The following is a 21,199-nucleotide window of genomic DNA, read 5'->3' as shown; positions in this document are numbered from 1 at the left end:
AAGGCGATGGTAGAACAACTCAAGCGGCTGTCCACGGGGATCGAAGGGCTCGACGCGCTGCTCAAGGGCGGGTTGGTCGTGGGCGCGTCCTATATCGTCCAGGGGCACCCCGGATCCGGCAAGACCATCCTGGCCAACCAGCTGGCCTGCAACCACGTGCGCGATGGCGGGCGAGTGCTGGTGGCCACCTTGCTCAGCGAGTCCCACGAGCGGCTGTTTCAGTACCTGTCGACTCTGGCGTTCTTCGACCCGGCGCAGGTCGGGGATTCGATCCAGTTCGTCAGCGCCTTCGATACCTTGGAGCAGGAAGGGCTGGACGCCGTGGTGCGCTTGTTGCGCCAGGAAATCGCCCGACAACAAGCCAGCCTGCTGGTCGTCGATGGGCTGCTCAATGCCCGCTCGCGGGCGGAAACCAGCCTCGATACCAAGAAATTCGTCTCCGAGCTGCAAGGGCATGCTGCGTTTGCCGGTTGTACCGTGCTGCTGTTGACCAGTGCGCGCCTGGACGAGGGCAGCCCGGAACACACCATGGTCGATGGCGTCATCGAGCTGAGCGAGCACATGGTCGGCAGTGTCGCCGTGCGCCATGTTCAACTGCGCAAGACGCGCGGCAGCGGCGCGCTGTCCGGGCGCCACGAATGCCTGATCAGCGAAGCCGGGTTACAGGTGTTTCCGCGCCTGGAGTCGCTCTACAGTCGCCCCACCCAGCCTGGCTCGCAAACGCTCGATCGCGTGGCGACCGGTGTGGATGATCTGGACAGGATGCTCGGTGGCGGCTTGGCCGAAGCCTCGGTGAGCCTGTTGATGGGGCCGTCCGGGGTGGGCAAGACCGCATTGGGCATCGCATTTCTGGCCGCTTCGAGCGTGTCCGCGCCTGGGCTGCATTTCGGTTTCTATGAGATGCCGGCGCGCCTGCGTTTGAAGGCTGCGGCCCTGGGCTACGACCTGGCGGAGCTCGAGCGCAGTGGTGCGGCGCATTTGAGCTGGCAGCCGACCACCGAAGGTCTGCTGGATCAGGTCGGTGCCCGTTTGCTGGCGCAGGTCGAAGCGACCGGCGCCAGGCGTGTGGTGATCGACAGCCTGGGAGCCTTCGGCCGCCTGGCGCTGGATCCGCTGCGGCTGAATGCCTTTTTCCGTGCCTTGACCGGTGAGTTGCGCGCGCGCGGCGTCACCGTCCTGCTGACGTGGGAGATGCGTGACATCTTCGGGGCGGAAATCACCGCGCCCGCGCCGGATCTGTCGAGCATCGTCGACAATCTGGTGCTGATGCGTTTCGCCGAACTGGAGGCGCAGCTGCATCGCGCGCTGTCGATCGTCAAGGTTCGCGACAGCGACCATGACCCCGCCGTGCAGTCGTTGATCATGGGGCCTTCCGGCATCAGCCTGGAGCGGGTTTTCGACGGAGCCAGTGGTGTACTGAGTGGCTCAGCGACCCCGCAGGGAGATCGCTGATGGGATAACGCGATGAACACCATCCTGATCGTCGATGACGAGTACCTGATCGCCGATATCCTCGGTTTCGCCCTGGAGGACGCGGGTTTCCTGGTGGAAAAGGCCAGCAATGGGCGCAAGGCCCTCGAGGCGCTCAGGGAGAAGCGGGTAGACCTGGTGATCACCGACTACATGATGCCGGTGCAGAATGGCGAGGAATTGGTGCGGTCGATCCGCGATGAACTGCAATTGCCCGACTTGCCGGTGATTCTCATGAGCGGCGCCCAGGCCAGCCAGGGACGGCTGCGTCCGGAGCTGTTCGCCGACGTGTTCGAGAAACCGTTCGACATCGACCGGATGATCGCCAAGGTACGCGAGCTGCTGGGCACCTGAGGCGTCGGAAGGGGCATCCCCGCACGGGCGGGCAATCGATCAGGCGCATCCGTGCGGCATGATGCGGTTCGCTTCAGTGTTGCTCGTTGTCCTTCTCCGGGGCAGGGCTGCCTGCCTGGATGCGCTTGTAGATCTCCTCACGGTGCACCTGGACATCCTTCGGTGCATCGATACCGATCCTCACTTGCATCCCCTTGACGCCCAGAATGGTGACTTTGATGTCATCGTCGATGACGATGCTTTCGCCAACCTTGCGGGTGAGTATCAGCATGTAGTTCTCCTTGGTGATATAGAAAACCGCGGGGCAATTCACCCAACGGTGGGAGCCTGTCCCTCTTCCTTCTCATTAAAGACGCTTTCGGCGGATAGGAATTCCCCGGCGGACAAATTCTGTTGCCGGTCTTTAGTCGCAGGTTCCGATGGATGCGCGGCGACAACCATCAGTGAAGGTGCTCGGTGGCAAGGATAGGGGGCTTGGCGTCATATGGGAAATTTCTCTGTTTGATGAAGTAAATAGTCGGCCTCAATGATCGGCGGAGGTGCCCAGGCTCTGTAGGAACTTCAGCAGCGTGACTTCTTCCAGTTCGAGGCCCTTGCGGCGCCGCGCGCGTGGCAGCTCGGCGAGTCGTCCGAGCTGGAAGTGCTCCAGCACGGCGGGGTGGATGTAACAGCGTCGGCACACCGCCGGGGTGTTGCCCAGGCGTGAAGCCACCTGACGGACAATGGCGGTGATCTGTCGCCTGGCTTCGCTGTCCGGCTCCCAGGCCAGTGGCCTCAGCATGCTCAGCGCCAGGCTGCTGCCAGCCCAGGTCCGATAGTCCTTGGCGGTGAAGTCGGCCCCGGTCAGCTGCTGCAGGAACAGGTTGATCTCGGTCGAGCCGACACTGTGGCGTTGGCCCTGCTCGTCCAGGTATTGGAACAGGGCCTGGCCGGGCAGCTCCATGCAGTGCTTGACCAGCCTGGCCAGGCGCCGGTCGCGCAGGGTCACGTTGTGCTCCACGCCACGCTTGCCGCGAAACTGAAAACGCAGGGTGCTGCCCTCGACCTGGACATGGCGGTTGCGCAGGGTGGTCAGGCCATAAGAGCGGTTGTCGCGCAAATACTGGCGATTGCCGATGCGGATCAGCGTGCTGTCGAGCAGGCTGATCACCAGCGCCATGACTTTTTCCCGGTCCAGGCCAGGGCGTGCCAGGTGGCTGTCCAGTTGCCTGCGCAGTTTCGGCAAGGACTCGGCGAAGGCCAGCATGCGTGCGTACTTGTGCTGATCGCGCAGCTCGCGCCATTGCGCGTGGTAGCGGTATTGCTTGCGGCCACGGGCGTCGCGGCCGGTGGCTTGCAGATGGCCTTGCGGGTCGGCGCATATCCAGACATCGGTATAGGCTGGCGGGATCACCAGCGCGGCGATGCGCGCCAGGGTATCGGCGTCGCGGATCCGCTGACCCTGGGCATCGTAATAGTGGAAACGGTCGCGCCAGCGGCGACGGCTCAGCCCTGGCTGGCTGTCATCGACGTAGTGCAGGGCAGGGGGCAACGGGCAGTCGGACATGGAGGCGATCCATCGAGCGGTCATGCAGCAATGGACAACGCACGTCTCGCTGTTACTCAGCCGAGCAGCGCCACCGACTTGATCTGTGCCCACAGCCGCTGGCCGGGCTGCACGCCGAGCTGGTCCGCCGAGTAGCGGGTGATGCGTGCCAGCAGCCCGCTTCCGGCGGCATCCAGGCTGACCAGCACGTGGGCCGGATTGTCCGCCGGACGACACTCGCGCACCTGCACCGGCAAGCGGTTGAGGATGCTCGAGGGCGCCTGGGCGTCCAGGGCGAGACTGACATCGCGGGCCTGGACCTTGAGCCGCAAGGTGCTGCCGACATGCAGCGCCGGGTGGGCGATGCGCAGCACCTGGCCGTCGCTGCCCGGCAGGCGCAGGTCGAACAGTTGGTAATCCGGGTCATGCCCGACCACCATGCCCTCGAGCACCACCCCGGCATCCTCGCCCTGGGCCAGGGACAGGTCGAGGCGGGCCAGGGTCTGGCCGATCGGTCCGCTGGCCACGGCCTTGCCGTGCTCCAGCAGTACCAGGTGGTCGGCCAGGCGCGCCACTTCGTCCTGGGCATGGCTGACATAGATGAGGGGGATGTCCAGCTCGTCGTGCAGGCGCTCCAGGTAGGGCAGGATTTCCCGCTTGCGCGCGCTGTCCAGCGCCGCCAGCGGTTCGTCCATCAGCAACAGCCGCGGGCTGCTGAGCAGCGCCCGGGCGATGCCGACCCGCTGGGCTTCGCCGCCGGACAGCGTTGCCGGCTTGCGCGCCAGCAGGTGGCCGATGCCCAGCAGTTGGCAGGCCTGGTCCTGGTTGATCTTGCGCTCGGCGGGGGCGATGCGGCGCCAGCCGAACTCGAGATTGCCGCGCACGGACAGGTGCGGGAACAGGCTGGCCTCCTGGAACACATAGCCCACCGGGCGCTTGTGCGGGGGGAGAAAATGGCCGCGCTGGCTGTCTTCCCAGACTTCGCCGTTGACTTCGATGTAGGCGCTGGCGGCACGCTCCAGGCCAGCCAGGCAGCGCAGGCAGGAGGTCTTGCCCGATCCGGAATGACCGAACAGCGCGCTGATGCCGCGGCCTGGCAGGGCCAGGTCGACATCCAGGGTGAAATCGTCGCGCGCCAGCTTCAGGCGCGCCTGTATCGATGCACTCATTTCAGCTCCAGCCTGCCTTGCCACGGCGGCCGGCGTAGAGCATCAGCAGCACCAGGAAGGAGAACACCAGCATGGCCCCGGCCAGCCAGTGGGCCTGGGCGTATTCCATGGCTTCGACGTGATCGAAGATCTGCACCGAGACCACGCGGGTCTTGTCGGGAATGTTGCCGCCGATCATCAGCACCACGCCGAACTCGCCCACGGTGTGGGCGAAGCCGAGGATGCTGGCGGTGATGAAACCAGGGCGGGCCAGCGGCAGCACCACATGGACAAAGGTGTCCCAGGGGCTGGCGCGTAGCGTCGCGGCCACCTCCAGCGGGCGCTGGCCGATGGCGCCGAACGCATTCTGCAGCGGTTGCACCACGAATGGCATGGAGTACACCACCGAGCCGATCACCAGCCCGGTGAAGCTGAACACCACGCTGCCCAGGCCCAAGGCCTGGGTGGCCTGGCCGATCCAGCCGTGGGGGCCGAGCGCCAGCAGCAGGTAGAAGCCGATCACCGTCGGTGGCAGCACCAGGGGCAGCGCCACCACTGCACCGATCGGCCCGCGTAGCCAGGAACGGGTGCGCGCCAGCCACCAGGCGATGGGCGTGCCCAGTACCAGGAGGATCGCGGTGGTCAGGCTGGCCAGTTTGATGGTCAGCCAGATGGCACCCAGGTCACTGGCGTCGAGCGGCATCAGATTTCATAACCGTAGGACTTGATCACCGCGGCGGCTTTCGGGCCTTTGAGGTAGTCGACCAGAGCCTTGGCGGCCGGGTTGTCCTTGCCCTTGTTCAGGATGACCGCATCCTGGCGGATCGGGTCATGCAGTTCGGTGGGCACGATCCAGGCCGAGCCTTCGCTGACCTTGCCGTCCTTGTAGATCTGCGACAGGGCGACGAAGCCCAGCTCTGCATTGCCGGTGGAGACGAACTGGAACGCCTGGGTGATGTTCTGGCCCTCGACGATCTTGGCCTTGGTGGCCTCGGTCAGCTTCAGCTTGTCCAGCACCTGGGTGGCGGCCAGGCCATAGGGCGCGGCCTTGGGGTTGGCGATGGACAGGTGCTTGAAGTCGTTCTTCTTCAGCACTTCGCCCTTGGCATCGACGTAGCCCGGCTTGGCCGACCACAGGGCGAGGGTGCCGATGGCGTAGGTGAAGCGCGACCCCGGGACGATTTCCTTTTCCTGCTCGAGTTTGGCGGGGGTGGAGTCGTCGGCGGCGAGGAACACTTCGAACGGCGCACCGTTCTTGATCTGCGCATAGAACTGGCCGGTGGCGCCATAGGCGGCGACCAGCTTGTGGCCGGTGTCCTTCTCGAAATCCTTGGCGATGGCCTGGATGGGGGCGGTGAAGTTGGCCGCCACGGCGACCTGGACTTCATCGGCCAGGGCGCTGTTGACGCAGATCAGGGTGGCCAAGGCGCTGATGGCCAGGTGGGACAGGCGAATACGCATGCAAACGGCTCCTAGGGACAGTGGGTTATCGTTATGTTGCGAAATATATAGCGATAAGCCATCCGTCGGGAAGCGCTATCGTGGCAATTTCTTGATCACGAAGTCAGTTTTTTGCATGGCTGACCGGCGATGACCCGGGTCAGCTCGCCGGCCGGCATGTGTCGGCCGAGGCGCAGCGCCTGGCCGGACCACAGGTTGCTGAAGTCGGTATTGCCCTGGGCGTCGGTGATCGCCCGCAAGGGCAGCAGTGCCCCTCCGGCCAACGGGAAGTGTGGCGCCAGCGCACTCATCGGTCCCAGTTCACGCATGATGCGGTTGTTGATGCCACGGGCCGGGCGGCCGGTGAACAGGTTGGTCAGCGCGGTATCGCTGGCCGGGGCGCTGTCCAGGGCGCGGCGATGCGCCGCCGAGACCTTGGCCTCGGGGCAGAACAGGTAGGCAGTGCCGACCTGCACCGCCGAGGCGCCGAGGGCGAGGGCCGCGGCCAGGCCGCGATGGTCGCCGACACCACCTGCGGCGATGACCGGGATGCGCACCGCGTCGACCACCTGCGGCACCAGGGCGAAGGTGCCGATCTGGCTGGTGATGTCGCTGCTGAGGAACATGCCGCGATGGCCGCCGGCTTCATAGCCCATGGCGATGACCGCATCGCAGCCGCGCTGTTCAAGCCAGACGGCTTCTTCCACCGTGGTGGCGCTGGACAGCACCTTGGCCCCTGTCGCCTTGACCCGCGCCAGCAGCTCGGGCGCTGGCAGGCCGAAGTGGAAGCTGACCACCTCCGGGCGCAGTTCCTCGATCAGCCGGCAGCTCTGTTCATCGAAGGGCGCGCGGCTGGAGACCGGCGTCGGTGCGTCGTGATCAGCTCCAACCTCTTCGTAGTAAGGCTTGAGCGCCGCTTTCCAGCGAGCATCGCGCTCGGGATCGGGCAAGGGCGGCTGGTGGCAGAAGAAGTTCAGGTTGAGCGGGCCCGGGCAGGCGGCGCGGAAGGCCTCGATCTCGCTGCGTACCTGCTCGGGGCCGAGCATGGCGCAGGGCAGGGCGCCCAGGCCGCCGGCGTTGCCGACCGCGATAGCCATGGCCGAACCGGTGGCACCGGCCATGGGCGCCTGGAGAATGGGCAGCTCGATGCCCAGCAGGTCGAGGATGCGGCGGTCTTGCCAGGTGCTCATGGGCGACTCCTTGAGTGCGACGGGATCGGGCGTTGTTACAGGGCCTTGCTGACCTGGATGTCGCTGATCTTGTCGGCGTCATCGCCGTGGATCTTGCGCAGTGCTTGTCGGGCCTGCTCCAGGGAGGCGTCGGGCATCAAGGCGAAATCCCAGCGGCGCTCGCCATCGAGCTTGTACTTGATCACGTATTTGAGGGTCTGGTTCATGCGCTTATCCGAGTTTCGACGACGAGCGGCGAATGATCTTGATCTTGTGGGTGAAGGTCGGCTTGCGGGTCACCGAGATCGGGCGTGCGGTCACGGTGTCGATGGTGATGTTCCAGAAGCCGGTGCTGGGTATGGTGATCTTCGCGGGGAAGCGCTCGAAGTGGCCGCCGTGGTAGGTGTGTCGCCCGCCGTTCTTGAAGCTGCGGAAGTTGGCGTCGTTCATCAGGCGGATGTTGCAGCGCTGGGAGCATTCGATGACGACGATATCGTCCTCGTTCAGGTGCTCGCGCTGGTGTACGAATTTCATGGGGTGCTCCGCAAGGATTGGTTCTGCAAACGCGAAAGATATCACGATGTGAGGTTACACTTGCGTCCGGGCTGGCCCGGCCAAGGAGAATTCTGCCAGAGGTGGGAGCAAAACCGCCTGGGCGTGGTCAGAGGATGACTTTACAAGAAGCTGGAGATGGCGTGCATGAAATGGATGGTGGCAGCGGTGGCGCTGACGTTGGGTGGTTGTGTCAGCGTGTCGGAACTGGAGCAGTCTCACGAAACCATGGATGTGATATCCGGCAAGTCGCCTCGGGAGTATGCCGATTGCGTGAAGCGCAAGCTGGCCGATACCCGTGATCCGCTGCAGGAAGAGGTCCGCGGGGGCGGGCTGCGCCTGATCGTGCCGCAGAAGCTGACGGCTGGTGCTGGCCCCGCAGCGTTGCTGGATATCGACAAGCGTGGCAGCGGCAGCTCGATCAAGGTCTACGAGCGCCTGAACAACTTCCCCCTGCGCCTGGGCGATGTGCGCACCTCGGCGACCCAATGCATCTCCGGTTCTTGATCCAGCGCAGTTAATCGGCGATTAGCTGGCGAAATGCCATTTTCCTTCCCGGCGGCACGTTGTCGCATGCCGGGGAATAGGCCTAGTATTTCTGGGCTTATATCGTTTGAGCCTAAGCTTATAACAAGGAAATGGAGTCTCCGTGATGAACCCCTTGAGTCGTGTCCTGATCGGCAGCGTGCTGATCCTGGCCTGGCCCTCGGCGCACGCTGCCGACGGCCAGAAGATTTTCAACCAGGGCGGGCAGAACCCCGCCGCCATGGCCTGCCTGGGCTGCCATGGGCCGGACGGCAAGGGCATTGCCGCCGCCGGTTTTCCTCGCCTCGCCGGCTTGTCGGCCGGCTATCTCGCCAAGCAACTGCATGATTTTCGCGCTGGCAGCCGCAAGCAGGCGGTGATGGAGCCGCTGGCCAAGGCCCTGGATGACGCGGAAATCGAAGCGGTGAGCGCCTACCTGGCCTCGTTGCCCGCCGATGGCGCGCCTGACCTGCGTCGTCAGCAGATCGCCGGCGATCCGACGACACGCCTGGCGCTGTACGGCGACTGGAGCCGGCAGATTCCCGGCTGCGTGCAGTGCCATGGCCCGGGCGGCAGTGGCGTCGGCGAGCACTTTCCCCCCCTGGCCGGACAGCCCGCCGGCTATCTGGTGGCGCAGCTCAATGCCTGGCGCGATGGCAGCCGCAGCAATGACCCCAACCAGTTGATGGTCAACGTGGCCAAGGCGATGACCGATGCCGAGGTCAAGGCGGTTGCCGACTACTTCGCCCATCCGGCCAGCCAGGAGGTCAAGCCATGAAACCGATGATTCCCGCTCTGTTGCTGCTGGCCATGGGCACCGCCCACGCCGCGCCTATCGCCATGGAAGACCAGTCCCAGCTCAAGGTCCCGGGGGGGCAGACCGCCCCGCAGTTCGTACCTCCCGCGGAAAACGCGATCCCTGACAACGCATTCGGCAAGATGGTCCGCGAAGGGCATGCGCTGTTCGTCGACACGCGTCGGCTGATGCCCGAGGCGGTCGGCAATGGCATGAACTGCAGCAACTGTCACCTCGACCAGGGGCGCATGGTCCACTCCGCGCCGCTCTGGGGCGCTTACCCGATGTATCCGGCGTATCGCAAGAAGAACGACAAGGTCAATACTTTCGCCGAGCGTATCCAGGGGTGCTTCACGTTCAGCATGAACGGCAAGCCACCGGCCGCCGACAGCCCGCAGATGACCGCCCTCAGCGTGTATGCCTACTGGCTGTCGACCCAGGCGCCGACGGGCGTGGAGATCGCCGGGCGTGGCTATCCGGAAGTGCCGCAGCCCGAGGGCGGCTACGACTTCAAGCGAGGCAAGCAGGTGTATGACCAGCAGTGCGCCCTCTGCCACGGCAACGATGGCGAAGGGCAGAAGGTGGCCGGGGAGTATGTGATGCCGCCGCTGTGGGGCAAGGACTCCTACAACTGGGGCGCCGGGATGCACCGGATCAACACCGCGGCCTCGTTCATCAAGTACAACATGCCCCTGGGCAAGCCCGGCAGCCTGAGCGACCAGCAGGCCTGGGACGTGGCGGCCTGGATCAATCGCCATGAGCGGCCTCAGGACCCGCGGCTGGTGCAGGGCTCGATCGAGAAGACACGCCTGAAATTCCACGCCAATGACGGGGTCAACCTGTATGGGCAGAAGGTCGATGGCGTGCTGATCGGGCAGGGAGTCGGCGGCTGAGGCGGCCTCCTCCGGGGCCAGTCCGCTTCCACGGCCAGGACGCCATCGCCGTGGACGCGGGCCAGCCTGCGCTGACCTGCGCAGTGCGCAATATTTGCGTGCCTCCGGAACTAACTACACTGGAATATCTCTATGATGGCATCGGCCGGCGCGCGGGCATTGTAAGGTGACCGCCGCCTGATTAGACTGCGCCGAATTTCGTACGCAAAGCCCTTGTTAAGGACGTATATGATCAAGAAATGCTTGTTCCCGGCAGCCGGTTACGGCACCCGCTTCCTGCCCGCTACCAAAGCCATGCCCAAGGAAATGCTGCCGGTGGTCAACAAGCCACTGATCCAGTATGGCGTTGAAGAGGCGCTGGACGCCGGCCTGAACGAGATCTCCATCGTCACCGGTCGCGGCAAGCGCGCCCTGGAAGACCACTTCGACATCAGCTACGAGCTGGAAAACCAGATCAAGGGTACCGACAAGGAGAAATACCTGGTCGGCATCCGTCGCCTGCTCGACGAGTGCTCGTTCTCCTACACCCGTCAGACTGAAATGAAGGGCCTGGGTCACGCGATCCTCACTGGTCGTCCGCTGATCGGCGACGAGCCGTTCGCCGTGGTACTCGCCGACGACCTGTGCGTCAACCCGGAAGGCGATGGCGTTTTGACCCAGATGGTCAAGCTGTTCAAGCAGTACCGCTGCTCGATCGTTGCCATCCAGGAAGTCGACCCGCAGGAAACCAACAAGTACGGCGTGATCGCCGGCGAAATGATCCGTGACGACATCTACCGTGTGACCAACATGGTCGAGAAGCCGGCCCCCGAGGACGCGCCTTCGAACCTCGCGATCATCGGTCGTTACATCCTGACGCCGGACATCTTCGACATCATCCAGAACACCCAACCTGGCAAGGGCGGTGAAATCCAGATCACCGACGCCCTGCTGCAGCAGGCCAAGGATGGCTGCGTGATCGCCTACAAGTTCAAGGGCAAGCGTTTCGACTGCGGTGGTGCCGAAGGTTACATCGACGCGACCAACTTCTGCTTCGAGAACTACTACAAGACCGGCAAGGCGTACTGAGTTCGCCCAAGAGGTCGCAAGCCACCCCTCGGGTGATGCCGTTCGGCTGATGCATTGGGGCTGCTGTGCAGCCCTTCGCGGGCAAGCCCGCTCCCACAGATAGGCACAACTTCTGTGGGAGCGGGCTTGCCCGCGAAGGGCCGCAAGGCGGCCCCAATGATTTCGAGCGATCGGCATTGTCCCGAAGGGTGGCTTTTTTGTTTGTGGCGGCCAACGGCGCTATGCTGGGCGCCCGCCTAGGAGACTGAATACATGGCCTACGATTTTGATCTGTTCGTGATTGGCGCCGGTTCCGGTGGTGTGCGCGCGGCACGTTTCGCCGCCGGCTTCGGCGCCAGGGTGGCGGTGGCTGAAAGCCGTTACCTGGGGGGCACCTGTGTCAACGTCGGTTGTGTGCCGAAAAAACTGCTGGTGTACGGCGCCCATGTCGCCGACGAGCTGGAACAGGCCGCCGGCTTTGGCTGGACCCTGGAGGAAGGTCACTTCGACTGGGGCACCCTGATCGCCAACAAGAATCGCGAGATCGAGCGCCTCAACGGCATCTACCGCAACCTGCTGGTCAACAGCGGCGTCACTCTGCTGCAGGGGCATGCGCGGATGACCGGCGCCCACGAAGTGGAAGTGGAAGGTCAGCGCTACAGCGCCAAGCACATCCTGATTGCCACCGGCGGCTGGCCGCAGGTGCCGGACATCCCGGGCAAGGAACTGGCCGTCACCTCCAACGAGGCGTTCTACCTCAAGGACCTGCCGCGACGCGTGCTGGTGGTGGGCGGCGGTTACATCGCCGTCGAGTTTGCCGGCATCTTCCAGGGCCTGGGCGCCGATACCACGCTGCTTTACCGCGGCGACCTGTTCCTGCGCGGCTTCGACGGTTCGGTACGGACTCACCTGAAGGAAGAACTGGAAAAACGCGGCCTGGACCTGCAGTTCAACGCCGACATCCAGCGCATCGACAAGCTCGACGACGGCAGCCTCAAGGCCACGCTCAAGGATGGCCGCGAGCTTGTCGCCGACTGCATCTTCTACGCCACTGGCCGCCGCCCGATGCTGGACAATCTGGGCCTGGAGAATACCGGCGTGGAACTGGATCCGCGTGGTTTCATCCGCGTCGACGAGCAGTATCAGACCACCGAGCCTTCGATCCTGGCCATCGGCGATGTGATCGGCCGTGTGCAGCTCACGCCGGTGGCGCTGGCCGAAGGCATGGCCGTGGCGCGCAGGCTGTTCAAGCCCGAGCAGTATCGCCCGGTCGACTACCAGAACATCCCCACCGCGGTGTTCAGCCAGCCACCGATCGGTACCGTGGGGCTGACCGAAGAGCAGGCCCTGGCTGCCGGTCACAAGGTGCAAGTCTTCGAGAGCCGTTTCCGGGCGATGAAGCTGACTCTCACGGACATTCAGGAAAAGACCCTGATGAAGCTGGTGGTGGATGCCGACACCGACAAGGTACTGGGCTGCCACATGGTCGGACCGGATGCTGGCGAGATCATCCAGGGATTGGGGATTGCGCTGAAGGCCGGGGCGACCAAGCAGCAGTTCGACGAAACCATCGGCGTGCATCCGACCGCCGCCGAAGAGTTCGTGACCATGCGCACCGTGACCCGTTGAAGTGGGCCTGCGCCGCAGGAGCCCGGCCGCGGCTCCGTGGCGCAGTGCCGGCGAAGCTTCCTACGCTGGTGGCGCGTGAAATGTCCTACAGCCTCTAAGTTTTCCTACAGCCTCGGACCCGGTGGGTTATCGATACTCATCGGGTGCCGCTCGCGTGGCACCGGCCTGGCGTCGCCAGGTCGTCACAACGAGAGGAAAACTTCCAATGAATGCCTTGCCGAAAATTATCCTGAGCACCTTTGCCCTGACGCTTGCGGCGGCGGCCAATGCCGATCAAGGTCTGATCAGCTTCAATGGCAGCGTGGCGGGCCCGACCTGTGTCATCAACGGCGGCAACAACGATCTGTTGGTCAACCTGCCGCAAGTCAGCACCTATGATCTGCGCCAGGCTGGGCAGACCGCCGGCGAGCAGAGTTTCAGCCTGGTGCTGAGCCAGTGTTCGCATGTTGGCCAGGTCTCCACCTACTTCGAGCCGGGCCCGACCGTGAACCCCGAAGGGCGGCTCACCGTAGATGGCGGGTCCGGCGCGGCCGGCAACGTCGATGTGCAGTTGCTCAACAGCGCCCGAGCGCCCATGAACCTCGCGGGTGCCAGAGGTAACCAGAACTCCCAGCGGATCGACATCGTCAACGGCAATGCCATCCTGAACTACACCGCCCGTTATTTCTCGCTGGGCAGTACCACGCCTGGTCTGGTCTCGACCAACGTCCGTTACTCGCTCGAGTACTTGTAAGCCTGCACCAGTAGCCCCTGCGGGGGCTGCTTCCCCAGCTGTTGCATGCGAGATTCGTTCATGAAGCTGCTTTCTATCGTCGGCTGGCGCGCACTGCTGCTGGCCGGCTCGCTGTTGGCCATCGGCAGTGTCCAGGCCAGCGTGACCATCGCCACCACCCGGGTGGTCTACCCGGCCGACCAGGCCGAGGTGACCGTCAGCCTGACCAATCAGGGCAAGCAGCCCGCGCTGGTTCAGGCCTGGATCGACGATGGCGTGGTCATGGAGGACGCACAGAATCCTCAGGTGCCGTTCAGTCTGATGCCGCCACTGTTTCGCATCGATCCTGGAAAGAGTCAGAGCCTGCGCCTGTTCCACACCGGCACGGCGATGCCGCTCGATCGCGAAACCCTGTATTGGCTGAATGTGCTCGAGGTCAGCCCCAAGGGTAGCGGCAACGTCATCAACGTGGCGCTGCGTACGCGCATCAAGCTGTTCCATCGCCCGGAGAACCTGGCCGGAAGGCCTGCCGATGCTCATCGCGAGCTGGTCTGGCGCTGGGTGCGCGACGGCGCGCGCTGGTTGCTGGAGACGCAAAACAACGGCCCGTATGTGGTCAACCTGGGGCGCGTCGGCGTGATGCGTGAAGGCACGCTGCTGAAAGGCCAGCCGGTACACGTGTTGCCCTTCTCTCAGGCGCGATTCGATATCGATGGCCTGACCGATGCGCACGCCATGCCCACGCAAGTGGACTATTCGTTCATCGATGACCACGGCGCCGAGCGGCTGGCCAGCGCCGTGTCGCTGCAGTAAGGGCGTGTGCCATGTCTGTCATGGATTTGCGCTTAGTGCTGCTCGGTCTGCTGGCGCTACCCGGTGTGGGGCTCGCCAGCCCGGTCGAGTTCGATCCGCGCCTGCTGCGCCTGGGAACGTCGGCTGACCTGCAGCGCTTTGAGCGCGCGGACGTCGTTGCGGAGGGAGAGCTGGACCTTGACGTGACACTCAACCAGCATTGGGCCGGACGTCATCGGATATCGTTGCGGCTAGCGCCCGGCGCCTCCTCGGCCGTCCCCTGCTACGCAAGCGACGTGTTGCAAGCGCTGGGGGTGGACCTGCAACGCCTGACGCCAGAAGCGCGCAGTCTGTTGGAGGAGGCGAATGGATGTGCGGCACTCGACGCGCTGGGCATGAACGCCAGCGAAGCGCTGGAGTACGCCGAGTTGCGGCTGGTGCTGAGCATCAGCCAGGACAGCCTGCTCCGCCGACCTGTCGATCTGGTGAGTCCGCAGAGTTGGGACAGTGGCGTCACCGTCGGTTTCGTCGACTACGACCTGAACTTGTATCAGCAGCAGGCGCCGGCGCGAGGCAGCATCCGTCAAGGTTTTCTTGGCCTGCGTGCCGGGCTGAATACGGGTGACTGGTACTGGCGCCATGAGGGTAGTCTGCAGGACGAGGGCGATGCTTCGACTCGCTATCGTCTCGGTGCAACCTCGGTACGACGCGATGTACCGGCCTGGTCGGCACAGTTGGCCCTCGGCGATGCCTTCACCAGCGCGGATGTCTTCTCGGGCACCGCCTTTCGAGGCGTGCAGCTGGGCAGCGACGAACGCATGCTGCCGCAGTCCCGACGGGGCTATGCGCCGACGGTGCGCGGCATCGCCAACAGCACCGCGCTGGTCAGCATCCGCCATCGGGGGCGGGTGGTACACGAGTCGACCGTGGCGCCTGGTCCGTTCGAAATAGACGATCTCTACCCCAGCGGCTTGAGCGACGATCTTGAAGTCACGGTGAGGGAGGCCGACGGTAGTGTCCAGGTCTTCACCGTGCCGTTCCAGGCCGCCGCGCTGGCGTTGCGCTCTGGCGGCAAGCGCTTCGACTGGGGGGCCGGTCGCTGGCGCGACGGCTACGGTCGTGTCGGCCCGGCGTTCAGCCAGGGCAGCTGGCAGCAAGGACTGAACAACCGCGTGAGTGTGCACGGTGGTTTGTGGATGGCGCAGGACTACCTCGGCAGTGCCATGGGCGTTGCCCTGAACGCGGGTGTTGGCGCCGTGGGTCTGACCGGCTATCACGCCAGCGCCGCACCGTCACCCGGAGGCACTCGGCAGGGGCAAGCCGTGCGGTTGAACTGGCGCCAGGAGGTGGCCGCCAGCGGCTCACGCCTGGATGCGTCCATCACCCGCAGTCAGAGCCCTGGCTACCTTGGGTTCGATCAGTTCGCTCAGGCCCGCCACGGACGATCCGAGGATTCGAGCCATTGGCGCGCCAGCGTCGTGCTGGACCAGACCCTCGGGGCGCGCGCGGGACGGCTCAATCTGTCCGTCAGCGGCACTCGCAGTTGGGCAGGGCGCGGCAGCACCGACTACCTGATGGGCTACAACAACCATTTTGGCGCCCTGGCCTATGGAGTGACGCTGAGCCGCCAGCGTCATGAGCGCGGCGATTCGTTCCGTACCCTCACCGCCAGTTTCAGCGTGCCCTTGGGTGAGCGCCGTCGAGGCGTGTTGAGCAGCGCAACGCGTTTCGATGCCCGTGGGGCGTCCAGTGGCAACCTGCGCTGGAACGCACGCGCAGGCGAGCATTCACAGTGGGGGCATGGACTCGCGGCGGTGTATCAGGGGGGCGCGCGCGACCCTGTCGGTATCGATGGTAACCTGCGCTACCACGGCCCTGCTGGTGACCTCAGCGCCGCGCTGGGCATCCGCGGCGATCAACGCCAGCTGGCGCTGGGCGCGCGTGGCGCGCTGGTGGCGCATGCCGGTGGGGTGACGGCCGCGCCCACGCTGGGCGAAAGCTTCGCCATCGTCCACGCGCCCGGGGCCACTGCCGCGCGGGTGAGGCAGCATTCACAGGCACGACTCGACCGGCGAGGCTACGCGGTCGTCCCCTCGTTGGTGCCTTACAGCGTCAACACCCTCGAAATCGACCCCAAGGGCATGCCGCGCAGCACCGAACTGCTGGTTGCCGGGCACAAGGTCGTACCCAGGGCCGGCGCGGCTCCGCTGCTGCGGTTCGCCACGCGCCACGGCAGCTTGCAGGTGTTTCGTGCCGAACACCAGGGAGGCGAGGCCTTGCCGTTCGGCGCTCGCGTATTCGACGAGCAGGGCAGCGAAATCGGCATCGTGGGGCAGGGGAACCTGGTGCAAGTGCGCACCGGGGCCACGCGCGGGCGGCTGCGGGTGAGCTGGGGGGACGCGCCGCATCAGGCCTGCTGGCTGGATTTCGAGGTCGACCAGGAGGCCCGCGCGACCTCGAGCTGCATGCCGGCATAGGAATGAAAGAATCTATCGGCACTGGCCGCTTATAGCCAAAACCAATCGCCAACATGAGCATTGCCAATGAGCCAGCGCGGACCTGCTTGGGTAGGATGGCCTCCATCAACTTACTCACCCCATGAAGGAGCAGCACATGCCTATCATCAACAGCCAGGTCAAACCGTTCAACGCCACCGCCTACCACAATGGCGAATTCGTTCAGGTAAGCGAAGCCGATCTGAAAGGCAAGTGGTCCGTCGTGTTCTTCTACCCGGCCGACTTCACCTTCGTCTGCCCGACCGAACTGGGCGACCTCGCTGACAACTACGCCGAGTTCCAGAAGCTGGGCGTGGAAATCTACGGCGTGTCCACCGACACCCACTTCACCCACAAAGCCTGGCACGACACCTCGGACACCATCGGCAAGATCAAGTACCCGCTGATCGGTGACCCGACCCACGTCATCGCCCGCAACTTCGACGTGCTGATCGAAGAAGCCGGTCTGGCCGATCGCGGTACCTTCGTGATCAACCCGGAAGGCCAGATCAAGATCGTCGAGATCAATGACGGTGGTGTAGGCCGTGACGCCAGCGAGCTGCTGCGCAAGGTCAAGGCTGCCCAGTACGTCGCCGCCCACCCAGGTGAAGTCTGCCCGGCCAAGTGGAAAGAAGGCGAAGCCACCCTGGCGCCATCGCTGGACCTGGTCGGCAAGATCTAAGGCCATGCGTCAGTCGCGGGCGGTAAGCAGCCGCCAAAGCTGAACCCTCTACCGCCCCATCAAACGCCCGGGCGACATCGCCTGGGCGTTTTTGTATCCGAGATTGAAAAAGGAATCGCCCGTATGTTGGACGCCACGCTTAAATCGCAACTGAAAACCTACCTGGAGCGGGTCACCCAGCCGATCGAGATCGTTGCCTCCCTCGACGACGGCGCGAAGTCCCGCGAACTGCACGACCTGCTGGTGGAAATCGCCGGCCTGTCGAATCTCATTACCTTGCGCGCGGAGGGTGACGACGCCCGTCGTCCATCGTTCTCGCTCAACCGCCCGGGTGCCGATATCAGCCTGCGCTTCGCCGGCATTCCCATGGGCCACGAATTCACCTCCCTGGTGCTGGCGCTGCTGCAGGTCGGCGGCCACCCATCCAAGGCCAGCGCCGAGGTGATCGAGCAGATCCAGGCCTTGGACGGCGAGTTCACCTTCGAGACCTACTTCTCGCTGTCGTGCCAGAACTGCCCGGACGTGGTTCAGGCGCTGAACCTGATGGCGGTGCTCAACCCCAACGTGCGTCACGTCGCCATCGACGGCGCGCTGTTCCAAGATGAAGTCGAAGCCCGCAAGGTCATGGCGGTGCCGAGCATCTACCTGAACGGCGAAGTGTTTGGCCAGGGCCGCATGGGCCTGGAAGAGATCCTCGGCAAGATCGACACCAATGCCGGTGCCCGTCAGGCCGAGAAGATCAACGCCAAGGACGCCTTCGACGTGCTGGTGGTCGGTGGTGGCCCAGCCGGTGCCGCGGCCGCGATCTATGCGGCACGCAAAGGCATTCGCACCGGTGTCGCTGCCGAACGCTTCGGCGGCCAGGTGCTCGATACCCTGGCCATCGAGAACTTCATCTCGGTGCAGGAGACCGAAGGGCCGAAGCTGGCCACGGCGCTGGAAGAGCACGTCAAGCAGTACGACGTCGACATCATGAACCTGCAGCGCGGTGAAACGCTGGTCCCGGCCACTGATGGCGGCCTGCACGAAGTGCGCCTGGCTGGTGGCGCCTCGCTCAAGGCCAAGACCGTGATTCTCGCCACCGGTGCCCGCTGGCGTGAGATGAACGTGCCGGGCGAGCAGGAGTACCGCGCCCGTGGTGTGGCCTACTGCCCGCATTGCGACGGCCCGTTGTTCAAGGGCAAGCGCGTTGCGGTGATCGGTGGTGGCAACTCCGGCGTGGAAGCGGCCATCGACCTGGCCGGCATCGTCGCCCAGGTGACCCTGATCGAGTTCGACAGCCAGCTGCGTGCCGACGCCGTGCTGCAGCGCAAGCTGCACAGCCTGCCGAACGTCAAGGTGATCACCAGTGCGCTGACCACCGAAGTGGTCGGCAATGGCGAGAAAGTGACCGGCCTGCGCTACAAGGATCGCACCACCGACGCGTTGCACGACCTGGCGCTGGAAGGCATCTTCGTGCAGATCGGTCTGCTGCCGAACACCGATTGGCTCAAGGGTACGGTCGAGCTGTCGCCACGGGGCGAAATCATCGTCGACGCCAAGGGGCAGACCAGCATCCCCGGCGTGTTCGCCGCCGGTGACGTGACCACGGTGCCATACAAGCAGATCGTCATCGCCGTGGGCGAGGGCGCCAAGGCCTCGCTGGCCGCCTTCGACCACCTGATCCGCACCTCGGCGCCGGCCTGAGTCGCGGCTGTGACGAAAACGCCGCCATGCCTGAGGTATGGCGGCGTTTTCTTACGTTTGAATCTGCAGCTTCCTACGACATACGTTGCAACTGTCCGCTACCGCTTCACCCCGCCGGTTATCGCTCCCGCTCATGCTAGAATGCGCCCCTTCGAATCTGGAGGTAGACGCGTGCGCAAACTGGCGGTGGTAATGGCGGTGCTGGCCCTGGCGGGCTGTGACAACGAGGTCGAAGGCGTGCACAAGCAGGTGGCCGAGCACCTGAACAACCCCAAGACGGCCAAGTTCGCCAACGTGCGGTTCGACACCCAGGGTTCCATCTGTGGCCAGGTGCGTGGCAAGGACGACGCCGGGCAGTATGAGCCCTACCGCAGCTACGTGGCCATCAAGCATGACGGCCAGTACGAGATCCTCATCGACGAGACGGGCAACAACCTGCGTATCCGCGAACTTTGCGGCGGCGCCGACTTGCAGCGCCGGGCCGACGCGCTCGCCGACCAGCCGGCGCCCGAAGGCTGGGACGTGGAAGTGATCCAGGGCCCGAACATGGGGGCACTGACCGACATGACCGCGCGGCTGATCGAAAAGGGCATTCCTTCCTGGGTCGAATACCGTGACGGCAAGCCAGTGGTATTGCTGGGCCCGTTCCCGACCCGGGACCAGGCCGATGCACGCAAGGCTGAAGTGATGGCCAAGCTGGGGACCGATTCGATCGTCATCCAGCACGGCGTCAAGCGCTGACCCACGCTGGAACGGATACCTCGGCGAAACTGTCACAGCTGCAAGGTCGCAGCTATGCTGAACGTGGCAGGGGTTGAATGGGGGAGCGCCTCATGGCAACGCTGGAAAGGGCCATCGCCGTGGCCACCAGGGCACATGACGGACAGTACGACAAGGGTGGAGCCGCCTACATACTCCACCCGCTGCGGGTGATGGCGCGGGTGGTCACGCCCGAGCAACGGATTGTGGCGGTGCTCCACGATGTGCTGGAAGACACGCCCCTGACGCTGTCCGATCTGGCCCGTGAAGGCTTCCCGCTCAAGATCCTCGCCGCGCTGCTGGCACTCAGCCGGCGTGAAGGGGAGAGCTACGAGGCCTTTGTCGTGCGCCTGGGCGTCGACCCGCTGGCGCGCCAGGTCAAGCTGGCGGACCTGGCCGACAACAGCGACCTGTCGCGTATCCCCAGCCCCGGCCCCGCGGACCTCGCTCGGCTCTCCCGCTACCAGCAGGCCAGCGCCTACCTGCGCGCGCTGACTTGAGCCGGCTCAGCCACAGGCTTTCATATTGACCGGCCCGACGAAGTCGTTGCCACGCCCCATCACGCAGGCCACTTGCTGGTTGCGCTGCAGCTCCCAGGTTTGTGGTGGATAGGTCTTGTTCCAGGCCTCGAACAGCTGGCGGTCCTGCTTCGACAGGCGCAGGTCGTACTGCTTGCTCATGTAGAAGTAGGTGCGCGCGATCATGCCGCGGATCGATGGGCGTGGCATCACCTTCTTGGCCTTGAAATCGACCTGGGTGAGGCAGGCCCCATATTGACCACGCTGCTCGGGCAGCCAGCCGAAGCTGTAGTTGCTGCGATCGCCATTGACCTCGCCGATGCTCGGTACCAGGTTGTGCAGGTCGGCTTCCGCGCGCTGGTAGACCGTGTCGTGGCGCGAGCAATTCTTGCGCCCGCCGCTCTGCCAGCACTGACGCTGGTGGCCGATCTGCCAGGCCGGGACGATATGTTCCCACTCGATGCGCGAGGCGCGTTGCAGGTTCTTGCGGGGTTCATAGCCGCAGGAGGCCAGGTCGACCTTGTTACCCTTGTACTTGCAGCCACAGTAGAACTCGGTGGATTGCGGCGCATACAGACGCCACGCGACCTTCTTGGCTTCCTGGAAGGTGCGCGGAGCATCGGCGTGGGCGGGGGCGGTGGTCAACAGCAGGCAGGCGGCAGCGAAAAGCGAAACTCTCATGTACGGTCAGTCTTCCTTTGGCACGGTCCAGAAGATCTGCACGCCGCCGTCGTCGCGATGAGCGAGGGTGACATTGTCGTTCTCGGCGATTTCCGCGAGCAGGTTGTGCCAGTCGTCAGGCGACTCGTGCTCCAGGCGGAAGATCAGCGCGGCACGGCTGCGCTGCGCGGTGGGGCTGTTGATGATCTTCTGGATGCGCTGACCCAGTTGCTCAAAACTGCTCGGTGTTGCGACGGAGGTGCCGGCCACAGGGGGAGTCCTTGTTTTGCTGTATGCGCATACAGTATTTCACTGTAGGCCGTTTCGCAACAGCGGGTAGGCTAAAA

General features: G+C 64.5%; 24 protein-coding genes. 14 read left to right on the top strand and 10 right to left on the bottom strand.

Annotated elements, in window-relative coordinates:
- The first annotated feature begins 6 nt into the window (after positions 1-6).
- Together N7422_RS16835 and N7422_RS16830 are read left to right on the top strand one after the other, a co-directional pair.
- On the top strand, positions 7-1,452 hold the full coding sequence (locus N7422_RS16835; protein WP_279807589.1) for an ATPase domain-containing protein: 1,446 nt from the start codon (positions 7-9) through the stop codon (positions 1,450-1,452).
- 12 nt (positions 1,453-1,464) lie between these two features.
- A complete protein-coding gene (locus tag N7422_RS16830) occupies positions 1,465-1,824 on the top strand; it encodes a response regulator (RefSeq protein ID WP_279807588.1) in 360 nt (119 codons plus the stop codon).
- A 73-nt stretch (positions 1,825-1,897) separates the two neighbouring features.
- Here the strand turns inward: N7422_RS16830 and csrA are convergent, their stop codons facing one another.
- From csrA to N7422_RS16790, 8 genes are all read right to left on the bottom strand, one after another.
- Positions 1,898-2,095 (bottom strand): carbon storage regulator CsrA, encoded by a 198-nt coding sequence (csrA, locus tag N7422_RS16825; protein WP_279807587.1) that lies wholly within the window; start codon positions 2,093-2,095, stop codon positions 1,898-1,900.
- Positions 2,096-2,347: 252 nt separating this feature from the next.
- Positions 2,348-3,370 carry a DNA topoisomerase IB gene (locus N7422_RS16820; protein WP_279807586.1) on the bottom strand — a complete coding sequence of 341 codons (1,023 nt, stop codon included), beginning with the start codon at positions 3,368-3,370 and terminating at the stop codon, positions 2,348-2,350.
- A gap of 56 nt (positions 3,371-3,426) precedes the next feature.
- Positions 3,427-4,518, bottom strand: coding sequence for a molybdenum ABC transporter ATP-binding protein (gene modC, locus N7422_RS16815; protein ID WP_279807585.1), 1,092 nt, complete (start codon positions 4,516-4,518; stop codon positions 3,427-3,429).
- A 1-nt stretch (position 4,519) separates the two neighbouring features.
- A complete protein-coding gene (gene modB / locus N7422_RS16810; protein WP_186661628.1) occupies positions 4,520-5,200 on the bottom strand; it encodes a molybdate ABC transporter permease subunit in 681 nt (226 codons plus the stop codon).
- Complete coding sequence (gene modA / locus N7422_RS16805) at positions 5,200-5,958, bottom strand: molybdate ABC transporter substrate-binding protein (protein ID WP_279807584.1); 759 nt, start codon at positions 5,956-5,958, stop codon at positions 5,200-5,202. Before modA ends, modB begins: the two co-directional genes overlap by 1 nt.
- 95 nt (positions 5,959-6,053) lie before the next feature.
- Positions 6,054-7,127 carry a nitronate monooxygenase gene (locus N7422_RS16800; RefSeq protein WP_279807583.1) on the bottom strand — a complete coding sequence of 358 codons (1,074 nt, stop codon included), beginning with the start codon at positions 7,125-7,127 and terminating at the stop codon, positions 6,054-6,056.
- 35 nt (positions 7,128-7,162) lie between these two features.
- Positions 7,163-7,333 carry a hypothetical protein gene (locus N7422_RS16795; RefSeq protein ID WP_279807582.1) on the bottom strand — a complete coding sequence of 57 codons (171 nt, stop codon included), beginning with the start codon at positions 7,331-7,333 and terminating at the stop codon, positions 7,163-7,165.
- A 4-nt stretch (positions 7,334-7,337) separates the two neighbouring features.
- Positions 7,338-7,640: a DUF1883 domain-containing protein gene (locus tag N7422_RS16790; RefSeq protein ID WP_279807581.1), complete on the bottom strand. Its 303-nt coding sequence runs from the start codon at positions 7,638-7,640 to the stop codon at positions 7,338-7,340.
- A gap of 165 nt (positions 7,641-7,805) precedes the next feature.
- Between N7422_RS16790 and N7422_RS16785 the strand changes: the two genes are divergently transcribed.
- From N7422_RS16785 to N7422_RS16730, 12 genes are all read left to right on the top strand, one after another.
- Positions 7,806-8,165 carry a hypothetical protein gene (locus N7422_RS16785; RefSeq protein ID WP_279807580.1) on the top strand — a complete coding sequence of 120 codons (360 nt, stop codon included), beginning with the start codon at positions 7,806-7,808 and terminating at the stop codon, positions 8,163-8,165.
- A gap of 145 nt (positions 8,166-8,310) precedes the next feature.
- Positions 8,311-8,961 (top strand): c-type cytochrome, encoded by a 651-nt coding sequence (locus N7422_RS16780; protein ID WP_279807579.1) that lies wholly within the window; start codon positions 8,311-8,313, stop codon positions 8,959-8,961.
- Positions 8,958-9,872 carry a c-type cytochrome gene (locus N7422_RS16775; protein WP_279807578.1) on the top strand — a complete coding sequence of 305 codons (915 nt, stop codon included), beginning with the start codon at positions 8,958-8,960 and terminating at the stop codon, positions 9,870-9,872. The genes N7422_RS16780 and N7422_RS16775 overlap by 4 nt, the downstream gene beginning before the upstream one ends.
- Before the next feature lie 228 nt (positions 9,873-10,100).
- Positions 10,101-10,940 (top strand): UTP--glucose-1-phosphate uridylyltransferase GalU, encoded by an 840-nt coding sequence (gene galU, locus N7422_RS16770; RefSeq protein ID WP_110733547.1) that lies wholly within the window; start codon positions 10,101-10,103, stop codon positions 10,938-10,940.
- 252 nt (positions 10,941-11,192) lie between these two features.
- The gene (gorA, locus tag N7422_RS16765) at positions 11,193-12,548 is read left to right on the top strand and encodes a glutathione-disulfide reductase (protein WP_279807577.1); all 1,356 of its coding nucleotides are present in this window, start codon (positions 11,193-11,195) and stop codon (positions 12,546-12,548) included.
- A 205-nt stretch (positions 12,549-12,753) separates the two neighbouring features.
- The gene (locus tag N7422_RS16760; RefSeq protein ID WP_279807576.1) at positions 12,754-13,281 is read left to right on the top strand and encodes a fimbrial protein; all 528 of its coding nucleotides are present in this window, start codon (positions 12,754-12,756) and stop codon (positions 13,279-13,281) included.
- 60 nt (positions 13,282-13,341) lie between these two features.
- A complete protein-coding gene (locus tag N7422_RS16755; protein ID WP_279807575.1) occupies positions 13,342-14,073 on the top strand; it encodes a molecular chaperone in 732 nt (243 codons plus the stop codon).
- Positions 14,074-14,084: 11 nt separating this feature from the next.
- Positions 14,085-16,529: a fimbrial biogenesis outer membrane usher protein gene (locus N7422_RS16750; RefSeq protein ID WP_279807574.1), complete on the top strand. Its 2,445-nt coding sequence runs from the start codon at positions 14,085-14,087 to the stop codon at positions 16,527-16,529.
- A 136-nt stretch (positions 16,530-16,665) separates the two neighbouring features.
- Positions 16,666-17,229, top strand: a complete 564-nt coding sequence (gene ahpC / locus N7422_RS16745; protein WP_279807573.1) for an alkyl hydroperoxide reductase subunit C — start codon at positions 16,666-16,668, stop codon at positions 17,227-17,229.
- Between the two features lie 123 nt (positions 17,230-17,352).
- Complete coding sequence (gene ahpF, locus N7422_RS16740; protein WP_279807572.1) at positions 17,353-18,915, top strand: alkyl hydroperoxide reductase subunit F; 1,563 nt, start codon at positions 17,353-17,355, stop codon at positions 18,913-18,915.
- 171 nt (positions 18,916-19,086) lie between these two features.
- Positions 19,087-19,656 (top strand): SPOR domain-containing protein, encoded by a 570-nt coding sequence (locus N7422_RS16735; RefSeq protein ID WP_279807571.1) that lies wholly within the window; start codon positions 19,087-19,089, stop codon positions 19,654-19,656.
- Positions 19,657-19,748: 92 nt separating this feature from the next.
- On the top strand, positions 19,749-20,174 hold the full coding sequence (locus N7422_RS16730) for a GTP pyrophosphokinase (protein WP_279807570.1): 426 nt from the start codon (positions 19,749-19,751) through the stop codon (positions 20,172-20,174).
- 6 nt (positions 20,175-20,180) lie between these two features.
- Here the strand turns inward: N7422_RS16730 and N7422_RS16725 are convergent, their stop codons facing one another.
- Positions 20,181-20,873 carry an endonuclease I family protein gene (locus N7422_RS16725; RefSeq protein WP_279807569.1) on the bottom strand — a complete coding sequence of 231 codons (693 nt, stop codon included), beginning with the start codon at positions 20,871-20,873 and terminating at the stop codon, positions 20,181-20,183.
- Between the two features lie 6 nt (positions 20,874-20,879).
- Complete coding sequence (locus N7422_RS16720; RefSeq protein ID WP_279807568.1) at positions 20,880-21,122, bottom strand: DUF1654 domain-containing protein; 243 nt, start codon at positions 21,120-21,122, stop codon at positions 20,880-20,882.
- Between the last annotated feature and the right edge of the window lie 77 nt (positions 21,123-21,199).

It is taken from the genome of Pseudomonas sp. GD04091 (assembly GCF_029836165.1).
Classification (GTDB): domain Bacteria; phylum Pseudomonadota; class Gammaproteobacteria; order Pseudomonadales; family Pseudomonadaceae; genus Aquipseudomonas.
The sequence above is the reverse complement of the archived record's forward strand: the minus strand, read 5'-3'. Positions and strand labels throughout refer to the sequence as shown.

What these genes read in the sequence shown, in the direction of transcription:
- N7422_RS16835 (WP_279807589.1), top strand. Translation starts at nt 7, where the DNA reads ATGGTAGAACAACTCAAGCGGCTGTCCACGGGGATCGAAGGGCTCGAC.
- N7422_RS16830 (WP_279807588.1), top strand. Translation starts at nt 1,465, where the DNA reads ATGAACACCATCCTGATCGTCGATGACGAGTACCTGATCGCCGATATC.
- csrA (WP_279807587.1), bottom strand. Translation starts at nt 2,095, where the DNA reads ATGCTGATACTCACCCGCAAGGTTGGCGAAAGCATCGTCATCGACGAT.
- N7422_RS16820 (WP_279807586.1), bottom strand. Translation starts at nt 3,370, where the DNA reads ATGTCCGACTGCCCGTTGCCCCCTGCCCTGCACTACGTCGATGACAGC.
- modC (WP_279807585.1), bottom strand. Translation starts at nt 4,518, where the DNA reads ATGAGTGCATCGATACAGGCGCGCCTGAAGCTGGCGCGCGACGATTTC.
- modB (WP_186661628.1), bottom strand. Translation starts at nt 5,200, where the DNA reads ATGCCGCTCGACGCCAGTGACCTGGGTGCCATCTGGCTGACCATCAAA.
- modA (WP_279807584.1), bottom strand. Translation starts at nt 5,958, where the DNA reads ATGCGTATTCGCCTGTCCCACCTGGCCATCAGCGCCTTGGCCACCCTG.
- N7422_RS16800 (WP_279807583.1), bottom strand. Translation starts at nt 7,127, where the DNA reads ATGAGCACCTGGCAAGACCGCCGCATCCTCGACCTGCTGGGCATCGAG.
- N7422_RS16795 (WP_279807582.1), bottom strand. Translation starts at nt 7,333, where the DNA reads ATGAACCAGACCCTCAAATACGTGATCAAGTACAAGCTCGATGGCGAG.
- N7422_RS16790 (WP_279807581.1), bottom strand. Translation starts at nt 7,640, where the DNA reads ATGAAATTCGTACACCAGCGCGAGCACCTGAACGAGGACGATATCGTC.
- N7422_RS16785 (WP_279807580.1), top strand. Translation starts at nt 7,806, where the DNA reads ATGAAATGGATGGTGGCAGCGGTGGCGCTGACGTTGGGTGGTTGTGTC.
- N7422_RS16780 (WP_279807579.1), top strand. Translation starts at nt 8,311, where the DNA reads ATGAACCCCTTGAGTCGTGTCCTGATCGGCAGCGTGCTGATCCTGGCC.
- N7422_RS16775 (WP_279807578.1), top strand. Translation starts at nt 8,958, where the DNA reads ATGAAACCGATGATTCCCGCTCTGTTGCTGCTGGCCATGGGCACCGCC.
- galU (WP_110733547.1), top strand. Translation starts at nt 10,101, where the DNA reads ATGATCAAGAAATGCTTGTTCCCGGCAGCCGGTTACGGCACCCGCTTC.
- gorA (WP_279807577.1), top strand. Translation starts at nt 11,193, where the DNA reads ATGGCCTACGATTTTGATCTGTTCGTGATTGGCGCCGGTTCCGGTGGT.
- N7422_RS16760 (WP_279807576.1), top strand. Translation starts at nt 12,754, where the DNA reads ATGAATGCCTTGCCGAAAATTATCCTGAGCACCTTTGCCCTGACGCTT.
- N7422_RS16755 (WP_279807575.1), top strand. Translation starts at nt 13,342, where the DNA reads ATGAAGCTGCTTTCTATCGTCGGCTGGCGCGCACTGCTGCTGGCCGGC.
- N7422_RS16750 (WP_279807574.1), top strand. Translation starts at nt 14,085, where the DNA reads ATGTCTGTCATGGATTTGCGCTTAGTGCTGCTCGGTCTGCTGGCGCTA.
- ahpC (WP_279807573.1), top strand. Translation starts at nt 16,666, where the DNA reads ATGCCTATCATCAACAGCCAGGTCAAACCGTTCAACGCCACCGCCTAC.
- ahpF (WP_279807572.1), top strand. Translation starts at nt 17,353, where the DNA reads ATGTTGGACGCCACGCTTAAATCGCAACTGAAAACCTACCTGGAGCGG.
- N7422_RS16730 (WP_279807570.1), top strand. Translation starts at nt 19,749, where the DNA reads ATGGCAACGCTGGAAAGGGCCATCGCCGTGGCCACCAGGGCACATGAC.
- N7422_RS16725 (WP_279807569.1), bottom strand. Translation starts at nt 20,873, where the DNA reads ATGAGAGTTTCGCTTTTCGCTGCCGCCTGCCTGCTGTTGACCACCGCC.